Source organism: Pseudomonas sp. GW821-FHT03C07, from assembly GCF_059420925.1.
Genome location: NZ_JBWKUQ010000004.1, coordinates 214,865 through 232,292, shown reverse-complemented (window position 1 = coordinate 232,292; position 17,428 = coordinate 214,865). Strand labels below are relative to the sequence as shown.

The window sequence follows — 17,428 nt, the reverse complement described above, 5'->3', positions numbered from 1 at the left end:
ACACTGCCCCGAACAAAAGAGATAAGCAGATGAATGACGTGATGAAATCCCCCGAAAACCTTTCCCCGACCGCCGCGGCGCATCCCGCCGACAAGATCAACCTGGTCAAGGCGCGCGGCTCCCTGGTATGGGACGACCAGGGCCGGGAATACATCGACTGCACCGCCCAGGCCTGGTCCAACAACCTGGGCGCCAATGACCCGCGGGTGGTGGAAGCGGCGATTGCGCAACTGCGCGACATGACCCATATCCGCCCCAACTTCGGCTCGCTGGCCCATACCCGGCTGGTGTCCAAGCTGCGCGAAGTCTCCCCCGCCCAACTGAACCAGATGGGCTTTGCCCTGCATGGCAGCCTAGCCGGCGAGATGGCGATGAAACTGGCGTTCAAGAACCGTCCCGGCGCGCAGAACCTGATCGTCCTGCAGGACGGCTACCATGGCCGCTCCCTGGCCACCCTCGGCGCCAGCTGGCCGCACCCGAATAACCCGTTCCTGCCGATCCAGCCGCGCTTTACCCGCGTGCCGCATCCCAACCCCTATCGCACGCGCCTGGGCATGGACCCGGAAATGGAGTCGCAACTGTGCCTCGGGCTGTTGGAAGAAACGATCCTCAAGGGCGTCGACGGCGGCGTGGCAGCGGTGATGATGGAGCCGATCCAGGGCAACGGCGGGCATATCGAATTCCCGCGGTCCTACTACCAGGGCGTGCGTGAGCTCTGCGACCGCCTGGGCGTGCTGCTGATCTTCGATGAAGTTCAGACCGGTTTCGGCCGCATGGGCACTATGTGGGCGGCGGATTACTACGATGTGGTGCCGGACATCATCGTCTTCGGCAAAGGCGTGGGCGGTGGTTTCCCGTTGGCGGGGATCCTGGCCAACGACCAGTTGCAGTGGTTTGACGAAGGCGAGGAAGCCCTGACCTTCGGCCACTTCCCGGTATCGCTGGCCGCCGGTTACGCGGCGGTGGAAGCGATTGTCGCCGACGGCCTGTGCGAGAAGGCCCGACTGGCCGGTGAATACACCACTGCTCGCTTGCTGGAGATGCAACAGCGCCACCCGTTAATCGGTGACGTCCGTTGCCCGGGGCTGATGGCCTCGATCGAATTGGTCAAGGACCGCGCCACCAAGGAGCCGGCCTGCCGCGAATCCCATGAGGTCTATCGCCTGGGCGTGGAGCGTGGCGTATTGTTCGGGGAAAGTCGTTACGCCGGGCTCGGCAACCTGATCAAGGTCAAGCCGCCGCTGGACATCGAGCGCCCGTTGCTGGCCAAAGCCCTCGACGTACTGGACGAAGTCCTGGGCATCATTGAGGAGCAACGGGCATGAGCACAGTCCTTGAAAGCAAGCGTCCGTTGGCCGGCGCCGAACCCGCCGGGAGCGGGCTATCCAGCGACGACGCCGACCTCGCCAACCTCGGCTACGAGCAGAAGATGCACCGCACCATGAGTGCGTTTACCTCCTTTGCCCTGGCCTTTTCCATGGTTTCGATCAACACCGGCGTGGTCACGTTGTTCGCCGATCCCTTCAACCGGGTCGGCGGCATCGGCATCCTGCTCTGGTTGCTGGTGATTCCGCTGGTGTGCTGCATCGTCATGGTCTACTGCCATCTGGCCGGGCGCATTCCGCTGACCGGCTATGCGTACCAGTGGTCCAGCCGCCTGGCCGGCAATCACTTCGGCTGGTTTACCGGCTGGGTGGCGTTCATCTCCTTTGTCGCGGGTACGGCGGCCACTGCGGCGGCCATCGGTACGGTGTTCGCGCCGGAGATCTGGGCCAACCCAACGCAAGGGCAGATCCAGGGCCTGAGCATCGGGGCAACGCTGGTGGTGGGTTTGCTGAATATCTGCGGTATCCGCCTGGCAACGCGGATCAACGATATCGGCGCGATGATCGAGATTGTCGGCACGGTGCTGCTGGCGGTGGCCTTGTTCCTCGGGGTGTTTTTCTTCTTCGAACACACCCAGGGCGTGGCGATCCTGACGTCGGCGGCGCCGGTCAGCGGTGGCGAGGTCAGCTTTACCACCCTGGCTCTGGCCACCTTGTTGCCGGTCTCGGTGCTGCTGGGCTGGGAAGGCGCGGCGGACCTCTCGGAAGAAACCAAGGACCCGCGCCGGGCCGCGCCACGGGCGATGATCCGCGCGGTGCTGGTGTCCAGCGTACTGGGCTTCGCGGTCTTTGCGCTGCTGAGCATCGCGATACCCGGCTCGGTGGGCGACCTGCTCAAGCAGTCGGAAAACCCGGTGATCAACATCGTGCGCCTGCAACTGGGCAACGCCGCCGGCACCGTGATGATCGTGATTGCCTTCGCCTCGATCCTGGCCTGCCTGATTGCCAATATGGCGGTGGCCACGCGCATGACCTTCGCCCTGTCGCGAGACAATATGTTGCCGGGTTCCACGGTGTTGGCGCGGATCAACCCGCACTTCGGCACCCCGGTGGCGTCCATCGTGCTGATCACCGCCATTGCCGTGCTGTTGAACCTGGCCAGCGGTGGGTTTGTCACGGCGATCTACTCGATGGTCGGACTGACCTACTACTGCACCTACCTGCTGACCTTGATCGCCGCCTACCTGGCGTACCGGAACGGCCGGATGCCGGTTGCACCGCTGGGGGTGTTCAGCCTCGGACGCTGGTTGCTGCCGATGATCGTGCTGGGCGGATTGTGGGCGCTGGTGGTGATCCTGACCCTGAGCGTGCCGGAGGAAAGCCATACCGGGGCGATCACCACCGGGATTACCCTGGGAGTGGGCGCACTGTGGTGGTTGGTTTCATTACGCCGGAAATTGAATGCGGGAACAGCCGGACCGAGTACCAGGCGGTTGGACAAGTAGTCTCGGATCGATGCGTGAGAAGGCCCCGCGAGGGGCCTTTTTCATGGGTTGAACACGCTCGGCGGCGCTATCAGATCAACCGCTCGATCCGCTTGTGTCGCCACACCAACCGGTAATACGCGGTCTGCAACAGCAGCATGCACAGGTAGGCCACCGGAAAGGCCATCCACACCCCTTCCAACCCGAAACGCGCATCGAGCAGGTAAGCCACCGACAACTCCACACCGACGATGCAGAAGATCGAGATGAACACAGGGGCCAATACCGTGCCGCTGGCGCGCATGATGCCGCCAATTACCGCCTGGAAACCGAACACCAGGATACTCCAGAGCATGATATGCAACAGACGCTCGGCCTGGGCGCGGGTAACCGGGTCGGTGATGAACAGACCCAGCAACCAGTGGGACAAGCCATACCCCAGGACAATCAAGGCACCGGTCAGGCAGACGTTGATCATCAGGCCCGTGCGCAGAATCGGCCCCATGCGCTCCAGACGCCCGGCGCCAATAGCCTGGGCACCGAGAATCGAGGCGGCAATGGCAATCGACAGCGCCGGGAACTGCACATAGTTGACGATCTGGGTCACCGCGCCATACGCCGCTGTCGCCTGGGAGCCGTGATGGTTGACCAGAGACAGGATCACCAGTTCGGACAGCGACAACACCACCATCTGCAAGCCCGTGGGCAGGCCAATTTTCAGGACTTTGCTCAAGATGTGCCAATCCAGGCACATCGCCATCAGCAACATCCGATCCGGGGCCATGACACTGGCCTTATGGCGCAGGCGCAAAGCCAGCAACAGCATCGCCAACGCCGTGCCAACCAGCCCCGCCACGGCCGCGCTCTTGATACCCATCTGCGGCAAGCCGAGCCAGCCACGAATCAACGCCGGGGTCAGGAGCAAGCCGGTAGTGGTGGAGACCGCCAAGGCCAGCAGGGGCGACAGCGTATCGCTGATGCCGCGCAACAACTGGGTGAAGAGCACGAAAACCAGCAACAGCGGCATGATCAACATCATCACCTGGGCATAACCGACCGCTTCGTCGAGCACATCGGCGGGCGTGCCCAGGCCGATCAGCGCCGGACGCGCAAACACGCTGCCCAGCACCGCCGCGACCAGGCCGATCAAGACGCCCAGGGCCAATGTTGTGCCAGCAACCGCCTTGACCAAGTCCGGCTCGCGAGCGCCCCAGGCTTGCCCGATCAACACCGAGGCCCCCGCTCCCAGCCCGATGATCAGGGCGATAAAGAAGAAGACGATCGGAAACATCCCCGACACCGAGGCCAACGCCTGAGTACCGAGCATCTGGCCGATATAAATGCTGTTGAGGGTGCCGGAGAGCGACTGGAGGAAATTGGAAAGCACCATGGGTGCCAGAAAAATCAGATAGAGCTGCCAAAGCGGGCGCTGAGCATTTTTTTGCATGAAGGGGTCGGATTCCGAATGATGGCCTCTGCTAACTGGCCGACTCTACCTTATAGAGACCCCCGTGTTGAGCATTCATCACCTTGATCAAGGACGCGGTGTCACTTTCCCCGGCGGCTCGACCAGCACCCGTTGCTCCACGGCTGTCGCCAGGTACCCTTCGATCTGGGCCGACAGGTAATGAGTCGTGGCCATCACCCCAGCGTTCGGGTCCGACACCATCTTCAGCCAGGCCTTGTCGAACGCCTCCCCCAGGCTCTTGCGAACCCGCACCCGGGTATCCGGTTGCTCATGCTCATGGACGATCGCGCGAACCCCCGCCACGCCCAGGGAGATCATCGCCCCGGCGACCCGCCCGACCGCCGTCGCGACCGCGCCGGCCACCCCACGACTGGTGAACTCGGACTCAAGCTTCGCGCTGGTCTGCCGCGCGACCGAATTGATCCCCGTGCTCGATGTTCCGTCGTTCGCGCCTCCAGCCAGGTGAATACGCGCGTTCAAGGCGACATAAGCCGGTAACTGGCTCAACGGCACGGCATGCAGCGCTTGATAAAGCGACACGCTGTGGTTGGCGGGCGGGGCCAGCGAGATCGCCGGAATCTGATTGATGTGCCGGTCGAGTGAGTCCGCCGGTATGCCATAACGCTGGGCGATCACTGCCAACTGCTTGCCCATCTGTTCCAGATAAAACTGCGCCGCCTGGTCCATGATCGAGTCGGGATCGATCTCCAAAGCCACCGGCGCCAGCACCCGCGCGCGATATTGCTCTTGCAGGTAGCTGGCCAGGCGCTTGGCCGACGGGTCCTGCTCGCCCTGGTCATTGAGCCGATACCAACCGACCTTGATCGACAACCACTCCTGGGTCCAGTAATCGTTGAACCAGGGGATGAATTTTTCGTCAGTCTGCTGATAGATCCGCGTGCGCCAATACTCCATGGCGCTACGCGCCCAGGCGTCAGCTTGCAGCGTGGCCTGCTCGGAAGCCTGGAGGAGATCGACATCGACTTGCTGCCAAACCTGTGGCGAAACCACGGTCGCTGCCGCGGCCTCGTGGGCACGCTCATAGCCGGCACATCCGGCCAGCAGCAGCATCCAGGCAAGGACCAGCACACGCAGGCTCAAGGTCGCGACTCCCTAAAACCGGCTCCAGCACGAGCGTGCTGCCGGCATCACCTGCTTTGAGTATAGGCCTGCGCGCCACCGGACTTGACCGGGCACGCAAGTACCGCCCGGTATCAAAAAAGTTACCCAACGGAGAAACGCCTGAAACCTGAGCCCTTACAGAATGCGCCCACGCCTGAACGTCCAGGCACTCCTATCAGCCCATGATCGAGGCTTTCCATGATGGCGCGCACGCTTCCCCTGCAAGCGAACTACAGCATCGTATTGGTCAACTATAAGACCCATGAACTGACCCGGACCTGCCTGGAATTGCTGCAAACCGCCTTGCGCGGAACCGATGCCCCGGTGTTCGTGGTGGATAACGATTCGCACGACGCGAGCCTCGACTACTTGCGCAGCCTGGACTGGATCAAGCTGATCGAACGCCAAAGCGTCGCACCTGAAGTTGGCAGCGCGGCGCATGGCCGGGCCCTGGACCTGGCACTGGCAGAAGTCGAAACCGAATACCTGTTTCTGCTGCACACCGATACCTTTATCCATGACCCGGAAGTGTTCAGCCTGATGATCCGACAGTGCTCGACCCCGGAGGGCATCGTCGCCGTCGGCTGCCTGGAACAGTTGCACCGGGGCTTAGTCCGCTCGGTCTGGCGCCTGACCTCACGCTTTGCCAAGCATTACACCCGACGCGGCCTGCGCGCCCTGGGTCTGGAAGCCAGGGCGCCGAGGCCGTTCCGGGAAAAGCACCTGAAGAGCTTCTGCACGCTGTGGAATGCACGCCTGATCAAGCACCACGGGCTGCACTTTCACATGAACGGCGGCAACCCCGGCTACGAGTTGCAAGACCGGATGACCGAACTGGGCTACCGGGTCGAGTGTATTGCGCCGCGTCAGTTGTTTCGTTATCTGGACCATATCCAAAGCGGGACGGTGGCGGCCACCGGCGGCTTTGCCAAGAACCACCGGCGGCTCAAAATGTACCACCAACTGAGCCGGAAGCCCGTTGCGGCCATGCCCGCTGCGCCGTACCTATAACCCGACGTTTGAATCATCATTTCGATTGATCATTCAAATCGTAAAACAGAATTTTTTATTTCCCCGCGATCCGTCCACCATAGGCCCGCCCTTACTGTCCCGGACGCACTCCCATGAATCTCAACTTTGCCATTGCCTGCGCCGTTGTCGTGTCCTTCGCCATTGCCTTGCTGCACACCTGAGCGCGCTCAAGTCCTGGCCACGGCCTCGACCAACCAACGCCTGAACGCCGCCATCGCCGAGGTTTCAGGACGCGACTGCAAACGCGTCAGCCAATAGCTGCCCGTGGCAATCGCGATATCGAAAGGTTGTAGAACAAGCTCCGCCTCCAATTGCCGGGAGAACATCAGCACCGGTACCAACGCCACTCCAGCCCCCTGAAGCGCCGCCTCCATCATCGCCAACGAGGAATCGAAGACGATGCTCGCCGGGACTCGCCCCTCGACCGACAAGCCTGCCGCGTGAAACCATCGCGGCCATTCGTCCATTCGATAGGAGCGCAGCAGCGTCTGCTTCAGCACCTCGGCCGGGCATTTCAACTGCCGGGCAATCTGTGGAGTGCACAACACTGACAGCGGCGTTTCCAGCAGATGCATAGCCTCCACGCCATGCCAGGCGCCGGCGCCAAAACGGATAGCGAAATCAAGGCCTTCGGCCGCCACGTCGACACGGTTGTTGTGGGTCGACAGCCGCAAGTCGATAAATGGCTGCTGGGCACGGAAATCAGCCAGGCGCGGCAACAACCAGCCCAGCGCAAAAGTCCCCACGGCGCCCACCGTGAGCACCTCCCGATAATGCCCGCCCTCGAACCGCCCCAAGGTCTGGGCAATCCGGTCGAAAGATTCGTTCAGCACCGGCAACAGGCTTTCGCCTTCGGCCGTCAGCATCAGCCCGCGGGCAATGCGCTTGAACAGCGTCACCTTCAACTGACGTTCAAGCCCCTTGACCTGATGGCTCACCGCCGCCTGGGTCACGCACAACTCGATCGCCGCCCGGGTGAAACTCAGGTGTCGCGCGGACGCCTCGAAAGCGCGTAGCGCATTCAGCGGCAAGTGCGGTCGAACCATGATCAAGCCCCTATTTTTTCTAATAGCTAATCCGAAATTTGATTGTTTGTCGATTTCCCCCGCGCTGACTACATTCGGCGTCCAGGCGCTTGCATGGCCAGCTGAAACCCACGAAAAGCCGCGTAAACAGGGGGCAACCCCTCCTCCGCTAGCACAGCAGGGAGATCGAAGCAGCGTATTTTCGACACAAAGAACCGCTCCAGGGCGAGCGGTTAACATAATGAAACATAATGGGAGCCTTTGAACCATGTTCAAGAAGAACCTTGCCAAACTGGAAGTCCTGGTGACCTCCCTCTTGCTGATCGGCGCAAGCAACAGCTTCGCGGCGGATAACACCCAGGACAACATCAAGTCCATCGTCGACGCCGCCATCGGCCCGATCATGCAAGAGCAGGATATTCCCGGCATGGCGGTGGCCGTCCTGGTGAACGGGAGGCCGTATCACTTCAACTACGGACTGGCCTCGAAGAGCAGCCGGCAAGCGGTGACCGATGACACCCTGTTCGAGATCGGCTCGATCAGCAAAACCTTCGCCACCACCCTCGCCGGCTATGCCCAGGCCCAAGGCAAACTCGTCCCGTCGGAGCGCGTCAGCCACTACCTGCCGGAACTGAAAGGCAGCGCCTTCGACAACATCACGGTGCTGCAGCTCGGCACCTACTCGGCGGGTGGCCTGCCGTTGCAGTTCCCGGACGCGTTCGACGCCCAGGACAAAATGCTCGACTACTTCAAACAATGGAAACCGACTTATCCGGCGGGTAGCTATCGGCAGTATTCGAACCCGAGCCTGGGACTCTTCGGTTATGTGGCGGCGAAAACCCTGGGGGCGCCCTTTGACGTGCTGATGGAGAAAACCCTGTTGCCGGCCCTGGGCCTCAAGCACACCTATATCCACGTGCCGCCGGCACAGATGGACCATTACGCCGAGGGTTACACCCAGGATGATAAATCCGTCAGGGTCGGCCCGGGGGCACTGGATGCCGAAGCCTACGGCATCAAGACCACCTCGACCGACCTGCTGCGTTTTGTCGAGGCCAACCTCCAACCGGAAACCCTCGAAGCGACGCTGCACAAAGCCATCGACCTGACGCAGAGCGGTTACTACCAGGTCGATGGGACCACCCAGGGGCTGGGATGGGAGTTCTACCCTTACCCGGTCAAACTTGAGCAATTGCTGACGGGCAACTCCTCGGAAATGGCCTACGAGGCCCACAAGATCACGACGCCATTCAACCCCGCGCAGCCACCGCAAAAGGCTGCGCTGTTCAACAAGACCGGCGCGACCCGTGGCTTCGGCGCTTACGTCGTCTACGTGCCGGCGAAGCACATCGGCATCGTGATGCTGGCCAACAAAAACTATCCCAACCCGGTCAGGGTAAAAGCCGCCTACCAGATCCTGAACGCGCTGGAGGCCGTTGAGTAAGCAGATAGGCAAAGGCCGGCCGGGTTGGCTATGATCGGAGTCCATGACAGCCCTACCGATCCGTCAGCCCTGCCCACCCGGCGCCTGCATTTGCGAGCGGGAACAACTGCTGCAAGTACCGGGCGCCGACCTGCGCATCCTGAGCCTGACCCGGCAGCAGGAAAAGATTCTGCTCGAGCGCCTGGAAAACCTCAAAAGCCTGGCCGACCTCGAGCGCCTGCAACTGCGGATATACGAACAATTGGGCCTGCGTGTGTCCGTCGCCCCAGGCTTCAATGAAGTGCGCACCATGCGCGGCATCGATATCCAGATCGCCGAACACCCCGGCCTGTGCCGCAAGACCCGTCAGTCGATTCCAGCGGCGATCCGCCGTGGCCTGGAGAAAAACCCGCAGATCGCCTACGCCCTGCTCAATGCCAACGACCTGTTGCGCGATGCCTGAGACGCGCGCTCAGCGAAGCCGCTGGCCGCGCTTGAGCGTCTCGCTGGGCAGTTCGCCGAACAGCGCCCGATAGCTGTTCGAGAAACGCCCCAGGTGCCAGAACGACCAATTCATCGCCACCTCGGCCACCGTCTTGTCCAGGGCATTGCGCCCGAGCAGCTCATGGCGGGCGCTGTTGAGCCGGCGCAAGCGCAGCCAATGGCTCGGGGTCATCCCGGTGTAGGCCTTGAAAGTGTGCTGCAACTGGCGCAATGAAACCCCGGCGAACTGCGAAAGCTCCAACAGGTTGACGGTCTGCTCAGGCGAGTCAGCCGCCCACTCGCCGATGCGTTTCATGATCGAACGCTCTTCGGCGCGGCGCTGCAGAGAGCCTCGATCCAGGCAGACACAGGCGTTGTCGAGAATGTAGAGGCAGTCGTCCAACAGTTGCTGAGTGAGGTTTTCCCGGCTCGGCGGATCGAAGGTCTGCGCCAGGCGGGTCAAGGTCCCACTCAGCCAGCGGCTGAACAAGCCGTTCTGTTGCGAGTTGAGCGGCGCCATGAACAGCCCCTCCAGCCGCGCCACATCCAGGCCATGCTGCTGAACGAACTCCGGACCGAACACCACCGCCACTTCCTGGTAGTTCTCGGGGGTGATCCAGATATTGCGACTCTCGCCGTTGAGTACATACAAGGCGTTGTCACTGCGATCGAAACAGAAGACCAGCGCCCCCGACGGCGCACTGAAGTTCTGTTCGACCCGGGTGTTCATGCACTCCTCGTAGATCTGCACCCCTTGCAGGTCCAGGTAACGAATCTGGCCGGCGAAATGCCCCGGCGACATCTGCTGGTAATGCTGCACCCAACCCGGTGTGGCCCGTACCTGCTCGGCCACATCGGCGGTGTTGAACGCTTGAACCCGCAAGGCGTTTGACTCTGTCATCGGCTGACCGCTCGCACTTATTTGGTGCGTCTTGAGGCGTCATAAAGTGGATAGATGGAACCCCCATCGCTCGCCCAAGATAGTCGCCAATGCGCCGCAGGGGAAGTCTCTCGCCGCTCGACCGGGATGCGGACACAGCACCCGGCGCCGAAAAAAACCAATAACGAGGTCTTTATGAATGCCCCTTTCGATCAGCTGTCTTCGTGGCTGAAAGAACACAAGATTACCGAAGTAGAGTGCGTGGTCAGTGACCTGACCGGTATCGCCCGCGGCAAGATCGCACCCACCAACAAGTTCCTCCATGAGCGAGGCATGCGCCTGCCGGAAAGTGTGCTTTTGCAAACGGTAACAGGGGACTTCGTCGACGACGATGTCTATTACGACCTGCTCGACCCCGCCGACATCGACATGATCTGCCGGCCGGATTCGTCGGCCATGTATGTGGTGCCGTGGGCCATCGAGCCGACCGCCATCGTCATCCACGACACCTTCGACAAGCAGGGCAACCCCATCGAGCTGTCGCCGCGCAATGTCCTGAAAAAAGTCCTCAAGCTCTACGCCGACAAAGGCTGGCAGCCCATCGTCGCGCCGGAAATGGAGTTCTACCTGACCCAGCGCTGCGAAGACCCGGACCTGCCACTCAAGGCCCCGCTGGGGCGTTCGGGCCGGGCGGAAAGCGGTCGGCAGTCGTTCTCCATCGATGCCGCCAACGAATTCGATCCGCTGTTCGAAGACGTCTACGACTGGTGCGAAGCCCAGGGCCTGGACCTCGATACGCTGATTCACGAAGACGGCCCGGCGCAGATGGAAATCAACTTCCGCCACGGCGATGCCCTCGACCTGGCCGACCAGATCACCGTGTTCAAGCGCACCCTGCGCGAAGCCGCGCTCAAGCACAACGTCACCGCAACCTTCATGGCCAAGCCCATCGCCGACGAGCCCGGCAGCGCCATGCACCTGCACCAGAGTGTGGTCGACAGCACCACTGGCAAGCCGATCTTCGTCGATGCGGATGGGCAGATGAGCCAACTGTTCCTGCACCATATCGGCGGTTTGCAGAAGTACATCCCCAAGGTGCTGCCGATGTTCGCGCCCAACGTCAACTCGTTCCGCCGCTTCCTGCCGGACACCTCGGCGCCGGTCAATGTCGAGTGGGGCGAGGAAAACCGCACCGTGGGCCTGCGGGTGCCGACCTCCAGCCCCGAGGCCATGCGCGTGGAAAACCGTCTGCCGGGCGCCGATGCCAACCCTTACCTGGCGATTGCCGCGAGCCTGTTGTGCGGCTACCTGGGCATGGTCGAGCAGACCGAGCCGAGCGCCAAGGTCGAGGGCCGCGCCTATGAGCGTCGCAACCTGCGCCTGCCGATCACCATTGAGGACGCGCTGGCGCACATGGAGGAATGCCCGACCATCGAACGCTACCTGGGCACCCAGTTCGTCCGTGGCTACGTGGCGGTGAAGCGCGCCGAACACGAAAACTTCAAGCGCGTGATCAGCTCCTGGGAACGCGAGTTCCTGCTGCTGAGCGTCTGATTCAGAACCTTTACCCAGACCAAAAAACAACCCCAAGAGGTGTCAAATGCGTCTATTGAAATCCGCCGTTCCGCTAGCACTGGCCTTGCTGTTCAGCGCCACCGCACAAGCCGAGCCGACCGTCAGCGTCTACAACTGGACCGACTATATCGGTGACACCACCCTCGCCGACTTCCAGGGCAAGACCGGTATCAAGGTGATCTACGACGTCTTCGACTCCAACGAAACCCTGGAAGGCAAGTTGCTGGCCGGACGCACCGGCTACGACGTGGTGGTGCCTTCCAACCATTTTCTCGGCCGCCAGGTCAAAGCCGGGGCCTTCCTGAAACTGAATCGCTCGCAACTGCCGAACTGGAAGAACCTCGATCCCAAGCTGCTCAAGCTGCTGGAGAAAAACGACCCGGGCAATGAGCACTCGGTGCCGTACCTGTGGGGCACCAACGGCATCGGCTACAACGTCGACAAGGTCAAGCAGGTGCTGGGCATCGACCATATCGACTCCTGGGCAGTGCTGTTCGAACCGGAGAACCTGAAGAAGCTCACCCAGTGCGGTGTGTCGTTCATGGACTCGGCCGACGAAGTGTTCCCGGCGATCCTCAACTATATGGGCATGGACCCCCGCAGTTCGAAACCCGACGACTACAAGAAGGCTGAAGCCAAGCTGCTGACCCTGCGCCCCTATATCACCTACTTCCACTCTTCCAAGTACATCTCGGACCTGGCCAACGGCGACATCTGCGTGGCCTTTGGTTACTCGGGTGATGTGTTCCAAGCGGCCAACCGGGCCAAGGAAGCGAAGAACGGGGTGAACATCGCCTACTCGATTCCCAAGGAAGGCGGCAACCTGTGGTTCGACCTGCTGGCGATTCCCGCCGATGCGGCCAATGTGAAAGAAGCCCACGCCTTCATCAACGACCTGCTGGACCCGCCAGTGATTGCCAAGGTCAGCGCCACCGTCGGCTACGCCAACCCCAACCCGGCAGCCAAGCAGTACATGGACGAGGCGCTGGTGAACAACCCCGAGGTCTATCCGTCCCAGGAAGTCCTCGATAAGCTCTACATTTCCACCACACCGACACCTGAGATCATGCGCCTGATGACCCGCTCCTGGAGCAAAGTGAAGTCCAATAAATGAGTCAAGCCAGCCCAATGGAACATACCCGTTCCTACTATGCGGCGACTGCCGGTTCGCTGCCGGATCATCCCCGGCTCGAATCCCGGGTGAGTGCCGATGTGTGTGTGATCGGTGGCGGTTTTACCGGCGTCAACACTGCCATCGAACTGGCGCAGCGCGGGCTGTCGGTGGTGCTGCTCGAAGGCCGGCGGATCGGCTGGGGCGCCAGCGGGCGCAATGGCGGGCAACTGATTCGGGGCATCGGCCATGATGTCAGCGGTTTTGCCAAGTATGTCGGCGAAGAAGGTGTGCGTTACCTGGAGCGGGCCGGTATCGAGTCGGTCGAGGTGGTGGGCAATCGCATCCGCGAGCACGCCATCGATTGCGATCTGCGCTGGGGCTTCTGCGAACTGGCCAATACCCCGGCCCAGTTCGCGGCATTCCGCGCCGAGCAGGAGCATCTGGCGGAATTGGGCTATGCCCATGAAACCCGGATTGTCGCGCCTCAGGACATGGCCCAGGTGGTTGCCAGCACGGTGTATGCCGGCGGCCTGATCGACAACGGCTCGGGACATTTGCACCCGCTCAACCTGGTGCTCGGCGAAGCACGGCTGGCGCAGGCGCTGGGGGTACGGATCTTCGAACACAGCCCGGTGCTGGCGTTGATCCATGGCAGTACCGTGGAGGTACGCTGCGCCAGCGGTTCGGTACGCGCCAACAGCCTGGTGCTGGCCTGCAACGCGCACCTGGACGGTCTGGAACCGCGCCTGAGCGGCAAGGTGCTGCCGGCCGGCAGCTACATCATCGCCACCGAGCCGCTGGCGGCCGAGGTGGCGGCCGAGTTGATTCCGCAGAACCGCTCGCTGTGCGACCAGAAAGTCGGGCTGGATTACTACCGGCTTTCTGCCGACAAGCGCCTGTTGTTCGGCGGTGCCTGCCATTACTCCGGACGCGACCCGGCGGATATCGGTGCCTATATGCGGCCGAAGATGCTCAAGGTGTTCCCGCAACTGGCGCAGGCGCGTATCGACTATCAATGGGGCGGCATGATCGGCATTACCGCCAATCGTTTCCCTCAGGTCGGGCGCCTGCAGCAGCATCCGAATGTGTTCTATGCCCAGGGCTATTCGGGGCATGGCGTCAACGTGACCCACTGGACCGCGCGGTTGTTGGCCGAGGCGATCCATGCCGGACAGAGCCAGGGCATGGATATCTTCAGCGCGGTGCCGCACATGACCTTCCCCGGGGGCAAGGCCTTGCGCTCTCCCCTGCTGGCGCTGGGAATGCTGTGGCATCGGTTGCGTGAGGTGCTGGGCTAAGCCGATGCCGAGTTTTGGGCACGACGACAGTCTTGTGCTGGAACATCTATCCCCTGTAGGAGCCAGCTTGCTGGCGATGAGGCCAGTCAGTCCTGCATCGACTATTCGGCCGCCATCGCCAGCAAGCTGGCTCCTACAAGGGGTTGCGCGTTGTGCCTGAAGGCTCAGGCCTTGGCCGCAATCACCATGATTTCCACCAACACCTCGGGCCGCGCCAGGTTGGCTTCGACCGTGGCCCGGGCCGGGGCGCCGCCCTCTGGCAACCACGCATCCCAGACCGCGTTCATCGCAGCAAAGTCGCGGTCGATATGCTTGAGCCAGATTTGCGCGCTGAGCAAGCGGGTCTTGTCGCTGCCGGCCAGGGCCAGTAGCCCGTCGATCTTCTCCAGCACCTGACGGGTCTGGGACTCGATATCGCCTTGCAGATCGCCCGGCACCTGGCCGGCGAGGTACAGCACATCAGCATGACTGACCACCCCGGACATCCGCGCATTGCTCTGGAATCGTTGAATCGTCATCGGTCTTTCTCCTTGGACAAATATCAGCCGGCGGCTTGTTCGACCAGCCGCACCAGGCGCCGCGCACTGCCAAAGGCCAGGGTCATGCCCAGCGCGCCATGCCCGGTGTTGAGGTACAGGTTACTGCCTGCGAGGCGTTCAAGCACAGGCCTGCCGGTGGGCGTCGCCGGCCGCCAACCGCTCCAGGGCTGACAATCCCCGGTGTTCCAACCGCCGCCGAACAGCGCCTCGGTCGAGGCTTGCAGCTGCTCGATCCGCGCCGCCGGAATCGACGCATCCATTCCGCACAACTCCACCATCCCTGCCACCCGCAGGCGGTCGCCGATGCGGGCGAACACGGTCTTGCGGCGCATATCGGTGATGCTCACCATCGGCGCCCGGGTGTGCTCGGTAATCGGCAAGGTAATGCTGTAGCCCTTGAGCGGATAGACCGGCAAACGGCTACCCAATTGCGCCAGCAAGCCGGTGCTGTAGGCGCCTGCCGCCAGCACCAGCGCCTCGCAATGCAGCACTTCGGCCCCGGAGTGGGCATGCTTCAGGTTCAGGGCAGTGATCCGCTCGCCACGCCGATGGAAGCCTTCGACCTTGCGGTCGAATAACAACGGCACACCCTCGCTGGCCAGTAACCGGGCTATTTCACGACACAGCTTGAGACCGTCCACCGCGCATTCGCTGTCGGTATGAATCGCGCCGTGAAATGCCGACTGGTAACCGGCCAGCGCCGGCTCTATCGCCACCGCCTCGCGCGCGCTGAGCACCTGCTGCCGCGAGCCCAGGCCTGCCTGGAAACGTACCTGGCGCTGCGCCTTGTCCAGTCCTTCGGCATCCGGGTACAGCACCAGCTTGCCGGTGCGGGTGAAGTCACAGTCCAGACGCTGCTCCTGCATGAACTCGTCCAGGGCCTGGCGGCTCTCGGTTGCCAGCGTCAGCAACTCCACCGTGGTCTGGCGTGATACCGAGGTCCGGCAAGCGGCGAGAAACTCCATGCACCAGCGCCATTGTTCCGGGCTCCATTGCGGGGTGAAGCGCAAAGGCCCGCTGCGGTCGAGCAACAACTTCGGGATGCCCGGCAACAGCGACGGATCGGCCAGCGGCTGCACATAGCTGTAGCTCAACTGCGCGCCGTTGCCGCCGACGGCCCCCATGCCGGGGCCGGACGCCTGGTCGATGACCGTGACCCGATGCCCGGCCCGGTGCAGGAACCAGGCACTGCTCAGGCCGACGATGCCCGCGCCCACCACGCAAATCTCCATTACACCGCCTCCTTGTCCAGCACCCAACCACTCGGGCTCAGCCGGTGCCAATCGGTCTGCTGCTGATAGGCATGGCCAATGCGCAGGATCAGCGGCTCGGCGAACGCCTTGCCGACAATCTGCATCGACACCGGCATACCTTGACCGTCAAAGCCCACCGGCAGCGCCACCGAGCACAAGTTGAGCAGGTTGGCGAAACGCCCCAACAGGGCCAGTGGCGTGCCATATTCATCGACCTGATCCAGCGGCACACTGCCCACGGCATTGGTCGGGAACACACAGGCATCGACATTCAGCATCGCCTCCTGCATGGCCTTGCGCGCGGCGCGGCGCTGGTTGTGCAGATCGATATAAGCCGCCGAATCGATAGTCTTGCCGCTCAACACCCGGCGCTGGACATGGGGGTCGAAACGCAGATCGCTCTGTTCGAACAGCGCACCGAGACTGGCATACCCTTCGGCACTCATCAGTCCGCCGGCCACCCGCATGCACAGTTCCAGCGAGCGCGGCAGTGGCTGCTCCAGCAGATGCATGCCCAACGCGGCCAGTTGCTCCAGTCCACGATCGTAGGCCGCCAGGATATCGGGGGCAATGGCGCTGCGTTCGGCCTGCGGCAACACCCAGACTCTCAGCCCGGCCACCGCTTGATTGAGTCCCGCCGCGGCGCTGAACACCGGCGCCTGTGCCGAGACCGGATCCAGCGGATCGGGGCCGAGCAAGGCATCGAGCATCCAGGCCGCATCCTCGACCGTATGGGTGATCGGTCCCACGGAATCCAGCGACGGGCAGAGTTCGATCAAGCCATGACGGCTGATCAACCCACGGGTGGTCTTCAAACCCACCAGGCCGCACATGCCGGCGGGAATCCGCACCGAGCCGCCGGTATCGGTGCCCAGGGCCGCACTGGCCAGGCCGCTGGCCACCGCCACCGCCGAACCGCTGCTGGAACCGCCCGGCGCCCGATGGACCTCGCGATCCCAGGGATTCCAGGGCGTGCCCATCACCGCATTGGTGCCCCAACCGCCGAAGGCGAACTCCACCGTATGGGTTTTGCCGAGGATGATCGCCCCGGCCCGTTCGAGGCGCTGCACGGCGGTCGCCGTGAGCCGGGAGATCCGCGGACGCTGCGCCAGCGAGCCACCGGTGATGGCCTGCCCGGCGATTTCAAACAGATCCTTGATGGCCACCGGAATACCATGCAACGGCCCGAGGTCGACCCCGGCGGCACGCTGCTGGTCGGCCGCGATGGCCGCCCCCAGCGCACGTTGGGTGTACGCCTCGACATAGGCATTGAGCTGGCCGTTGAAGCGTTCGATACGGGCCAGTTGGCCGCGCACCAGGGCCTCGCTGGTCAGGCGGCCACTGCGCAGCGCCTGCTGCAACTGGCCGATACTGTGGAAAGTGCTGTGGTCCAGGGAATTCATCCAG

Annotated in this window: 15 protein-coding genes; 8 read left to right on the top strand and 7 right to left on the bottom strand. The window is 62.6% G+C overall.

Annotated features, from left to right (window positions below):
- Positions 1-29 precede the first annotated feature (29 nt).
- A complete protein-coding gene (locus tag AC07VG_RS10380) occupies positions 30-1,325 on the top strand; it encodes a class-III pyridoxal-phosphate-dependent aminotransferase (protein ID WP_495002344.1) in 1,296 nt (431 codons plus the stop codon).
- Complete coding sequence (locus AC07VG_RS10375) at positions 1,322-2,830, top strand: amino acid permease (protein ID WP_495002345.1); 1,509 nt, start codon at positions 1,322-1,324, stop codon at positions 2,828-2,830. The genes AC07VG_RS10380 and AC07VG_RS10375 overlap by 4 nt, the downstream gene beginning before the upstream one ends.
- 70 nt (positions 2,831-2,900) lie before the next feature.
- On the opposite strand, the gene AC07VG_RS10370 is transcribed toward AC07VG_RS10375, so the two are convergent.
- Positions 2,901-4,256 (bottom strand): MATE family efflux transporter, encoded by a 1,356-nt coding sequence (locus tag AC07VG_RS10370; RefSeq protein WP_495020989.1) that lies wholly within the window; start codon positions 4,254-4,256, stop codon positions 2,901-2,903.
- An 87-nt stretch (positions 4,257-4,343) separates the two neighbouring features.
- On the bottom strand, positions 4,344-5,378 hold the full coding sequence (locus AC07VG_RS10365) for a hypothetical protein (protein WP_495002347.1): 1,035 nt from the start codon (positions 5,376-5,378) through the stop codon (positions 4,344-4,346).
- Positions 5,379-5,597: 219 nt separating this feature from the next.
- Here AC07VG_RS10365 and AC07VG_RS10360 point away from each other — a divergent pair, with 219 nt between their 5' ends.
- On the top strand, positions 5,598-6,410 hold the full coding sequence (locus AC07VG_RS10360; protein ID WP_495020988.1) for a glycosyltransferase family 2 protein: 813 nt from the start codon (positions 5,598-5,600) through the stop codon (positions 6,408-6,410).
- A gap of 188 nt (positions 6,411-6,598) precedes the next feature.
- On the opposite strand, the gene AC07VG_RS10355 is transcribed toward AC07VG_RS10360, so the two are convergent.
- A complete protein-coding gene (locus AC07VG_RS10355; protein ID WP_495002349.1) occupies positions 6,599-7,477 on the bottom strand; it encodes a LysR family transcriptional regulator in 879 nt (292 codons plus the stop codon).
- A 247-nt stretch (positions 7,478-7,724) separates the two neighbouring features.
- On the opposite strand from AC07VG_RS10355, the gene ampC reads away from it, so the two are divergent.
- Both ampC and AC07VG_RS10345 read left to right on the top strand, forming a co-directional pair.
- A complete protein-coding gene (gene ampC, locus AC07VG_RS10350; RefSeq protein ID WP_495020987.1) occupies positions 7,725-8,900 on the top strand; it encodes a class C beta-lactamase in 1,176 nt (391 codons plus the stop codon).
- A 43-nt stretch (positions 8,901-8,943) separates the two neighbouring features.
- Positions 8,944-9,342 (top strand): hypothetical protein, encoded by a 399-nt coding sequence (locus AC07VG_RS10345; RefSeq protein ID WP_495020986.1) that lies wholly within the window; start codon positions 8,944-8,946, stop codon positions 9,340-9,342.
- A gap of 9 nt (positions 9,343-9,351) precedes the next feature.
- Here AC07VG_RS10345 and AC07VG_RS10340 read toward each other — a convergent pair whose 3' ends face one another.
- Positions 9,352-10,263 carry a helix-turn-helix domain-containing protein gene (locus AC07VG_RS10340; protein WP_495020985.1) on the bottom strand — a complete coding sequence of 304 codons (912 nt, stop codon included), beginning with the start codon at positions 10,261-10,263 and terminating at the stop codon, positions 9,352-9,354.
- 174 nt (positions 10,264-10,437) lie between these two features.
- On the opposite strand from AC07VG_RS10340, the gene AC07VG_RS10335 reads away from it, so the two are divergent.
- From AC07VG_RS10335 to AC07VG_RS10325, 3 genes are read left to right on the top strand one after another with little or no spacing between them, the layout of a single operon-like run.
- Positions 10,438-11,796, top strand: a complete 1,359-nt coding sequence (locus AC07VG_RS10335) for a glutamine synthetase family protein (RefSeq protein WP_495002353.1) — start codon at positions 10,438-10,440, stop codon at positions 11,794-11,796.
- 46 nt (positions 11,797-11,842) lie between these two features.
- Positions 11,843-12,931 (top strand): polyamine ABC transporter substrate-binding protein, encoded by a 1,089-nt coding sequence (locus AC07VG_RS10330; RefSeq protein WP_495020984.1) that lies wholly within the window; start codon positions 11,843-11,845, stop codon positions 12,929-12,931.
- Positions 12,928-14,229, top strand: coding sequence for an NAD(P)/FAD-dependent oxidoreductase (locus AC07VG_RS10325; protein ID WP_495020983.1), 1,302 nt, complete (start codon positions 12,928-12,930; stop codon positions 14,227-14,229). Before AC07VG_RS10330 ends, AC07VG_RS10325 begins: the two co-directional genes overlap by 4 nt.
- Before the next feature lie 164 nt (positions 14,230-14,393).
- Here AC07VG_RS10325 and AC07VG_RS10320 read toward each other — a convergent pair whose 3' ends face one another.
- The 3 genes from AC07VG_RS10320 to AC07VG_RS10310 are packed head-to-tail and all read right to left on the bottom strand — an operon-like array spanning position 14,394 to position 17,424.
- Positions 14,394-14,747 carry a RidA family protein gene (locus AC07VG_RS10320; protein ID WP_495002356.1) on the bottom strand — a complete coding sequence of 118 codons (354 nt, stop codon included), beginning with the start codon at positions 14,745-14,747 and terminating at the stop codon, positions 14,394-14,396.
- A 23-nt stretch (positions 14,748-14,770) separates the two neighbouring features.
- The gene (locus AC07VG_RS10315; RefSeq protein ID WP_495020982.1) at positions 14,771-16,000 is read right to left on the bottom strand and encodes a D-amino acid dehydrogenase; all 1,230 of its coding nucleotides are present in this window, start codon (positions 15,998-16,000) and stop codon (positions 14,771-14,773) included.
- Positions 16,000-17,424 carry an amidase gene (locus AC07VG_RS10310; protein WP_495002358.1) on the bottom strand — a complete coding sequence of 475 codons (1,425 nt, stop codon included), beginning with the start codon at positions 17,422-17,424 and terminating at the stop codon, positions 16,000-16,002. The genes AC07VG_RS10315 and AC07VG_RS10310 overlap by 1 nt, the downstream gene beginning before the upstream one ends.
- Positions 17,425-17,428 lie beyond the last annotated feature (4 nt).

Bases quoted from the DNA above. Each gene is read 5' to 3' on its own strand.
- AC07VG_RS10345 (WP_495020986.1), top strand. From the start codon at position 8,944: ATGACAGCCCTACCGATCCGTCAGCCCTGCCCACCCGGCGCCTGCATT.
- AC07VG_RS10310 (WP_495002358.1), bottom strand. From the start codon at position 17,424: ATGAATTCCCTGGACCACAGCACTTTCCACAGTATCGGCCAGTTGCAG.
- ampC (WP_495020987.1), top strand. From the start codon at position 7,725: ATGTTCAAGAAGAACCTTGCCAAACTGGAAGTCCTGGTGACCTCCCTC.
- AC07VG_RS10315 (WP_495020982.1), bottom strand. From the start codon at position 16,000: ATGGAGATTTGCGTGGTGGGCGCGGGCATCGTCGGCCTGAGCAGTGCC.
- AC07VG_RS10325 (WP_495020983.1), top strand. From the start codon at position 12,928: ATGAGTCAAGCCAGCCCAATGGAACATACCCGTTCCTACTATGCGGCG.
- AC07VG_RS10335 (WP_495002353.1), top strand. From the start codon at position 10,438: ATGAATGCCCCTTTCGATCAGCTGTCTTCGTGGCTGAAAGAACACAAG.
- AC07VG_RS10330 (WP_495020984.1), top strand. From the start codon at position 11,843: ATGCGTCTATTGAAATCCGCCGTTCCGCTAGCACTGGCCTTGCTGTTC.
- AC07VG_RS10360 (WP_495020988.1), top strand. From the start codon at position 5,598: ATGATGGCGCGCACGCTTCCCCTGCAAGCGAACTACAGCATCGTATTG.
- AC07VG_RS10375 (WP_495002345.1), top strand. From the start codon at position 1,322: ATGAGCACAGTCCTTGAAAGCAAGCGTCCGTTGGCCGGCGCCGAACCC.
- AC07VG_RS10355 (WP_495002349.1), bottom strand. From the start codon at position 7,477: ATGGTTCGACCGCACTTGCCGCTGAATGCGCTACGCGCTTTCGAGGCG.
- AC07VG_RS10380 (WP_495002344.1), top strand. From the start codon at position 30: ATGAATGACGTGATGAAATCCCCCGAAAACCTTTCCCCGACCGCCGCG.
- AC07VG_RS10320 (WP_495002356.1), bottom strand. From the start codon at position 14,747: ATGACGATTCAACGATTCCAGAGCAATGCGCGGATGTCCGGGGTGGTC.
- AC07VG_RS10340 (WP_495020985.1), bottom strand. From the start codon at position 10,263: ATGACAGAGTCAAACGCCTTGCGGGTTCAAGCGTTCAACACCGCCGAT.
- AC07VG_RS10370 (WP_495020989.1), bottom strand. From the start codon at position 4,256: ATGCAAAAAAATGCTCAGCGCCCGCTTTGGCAGCTCTATCTGATTTTT.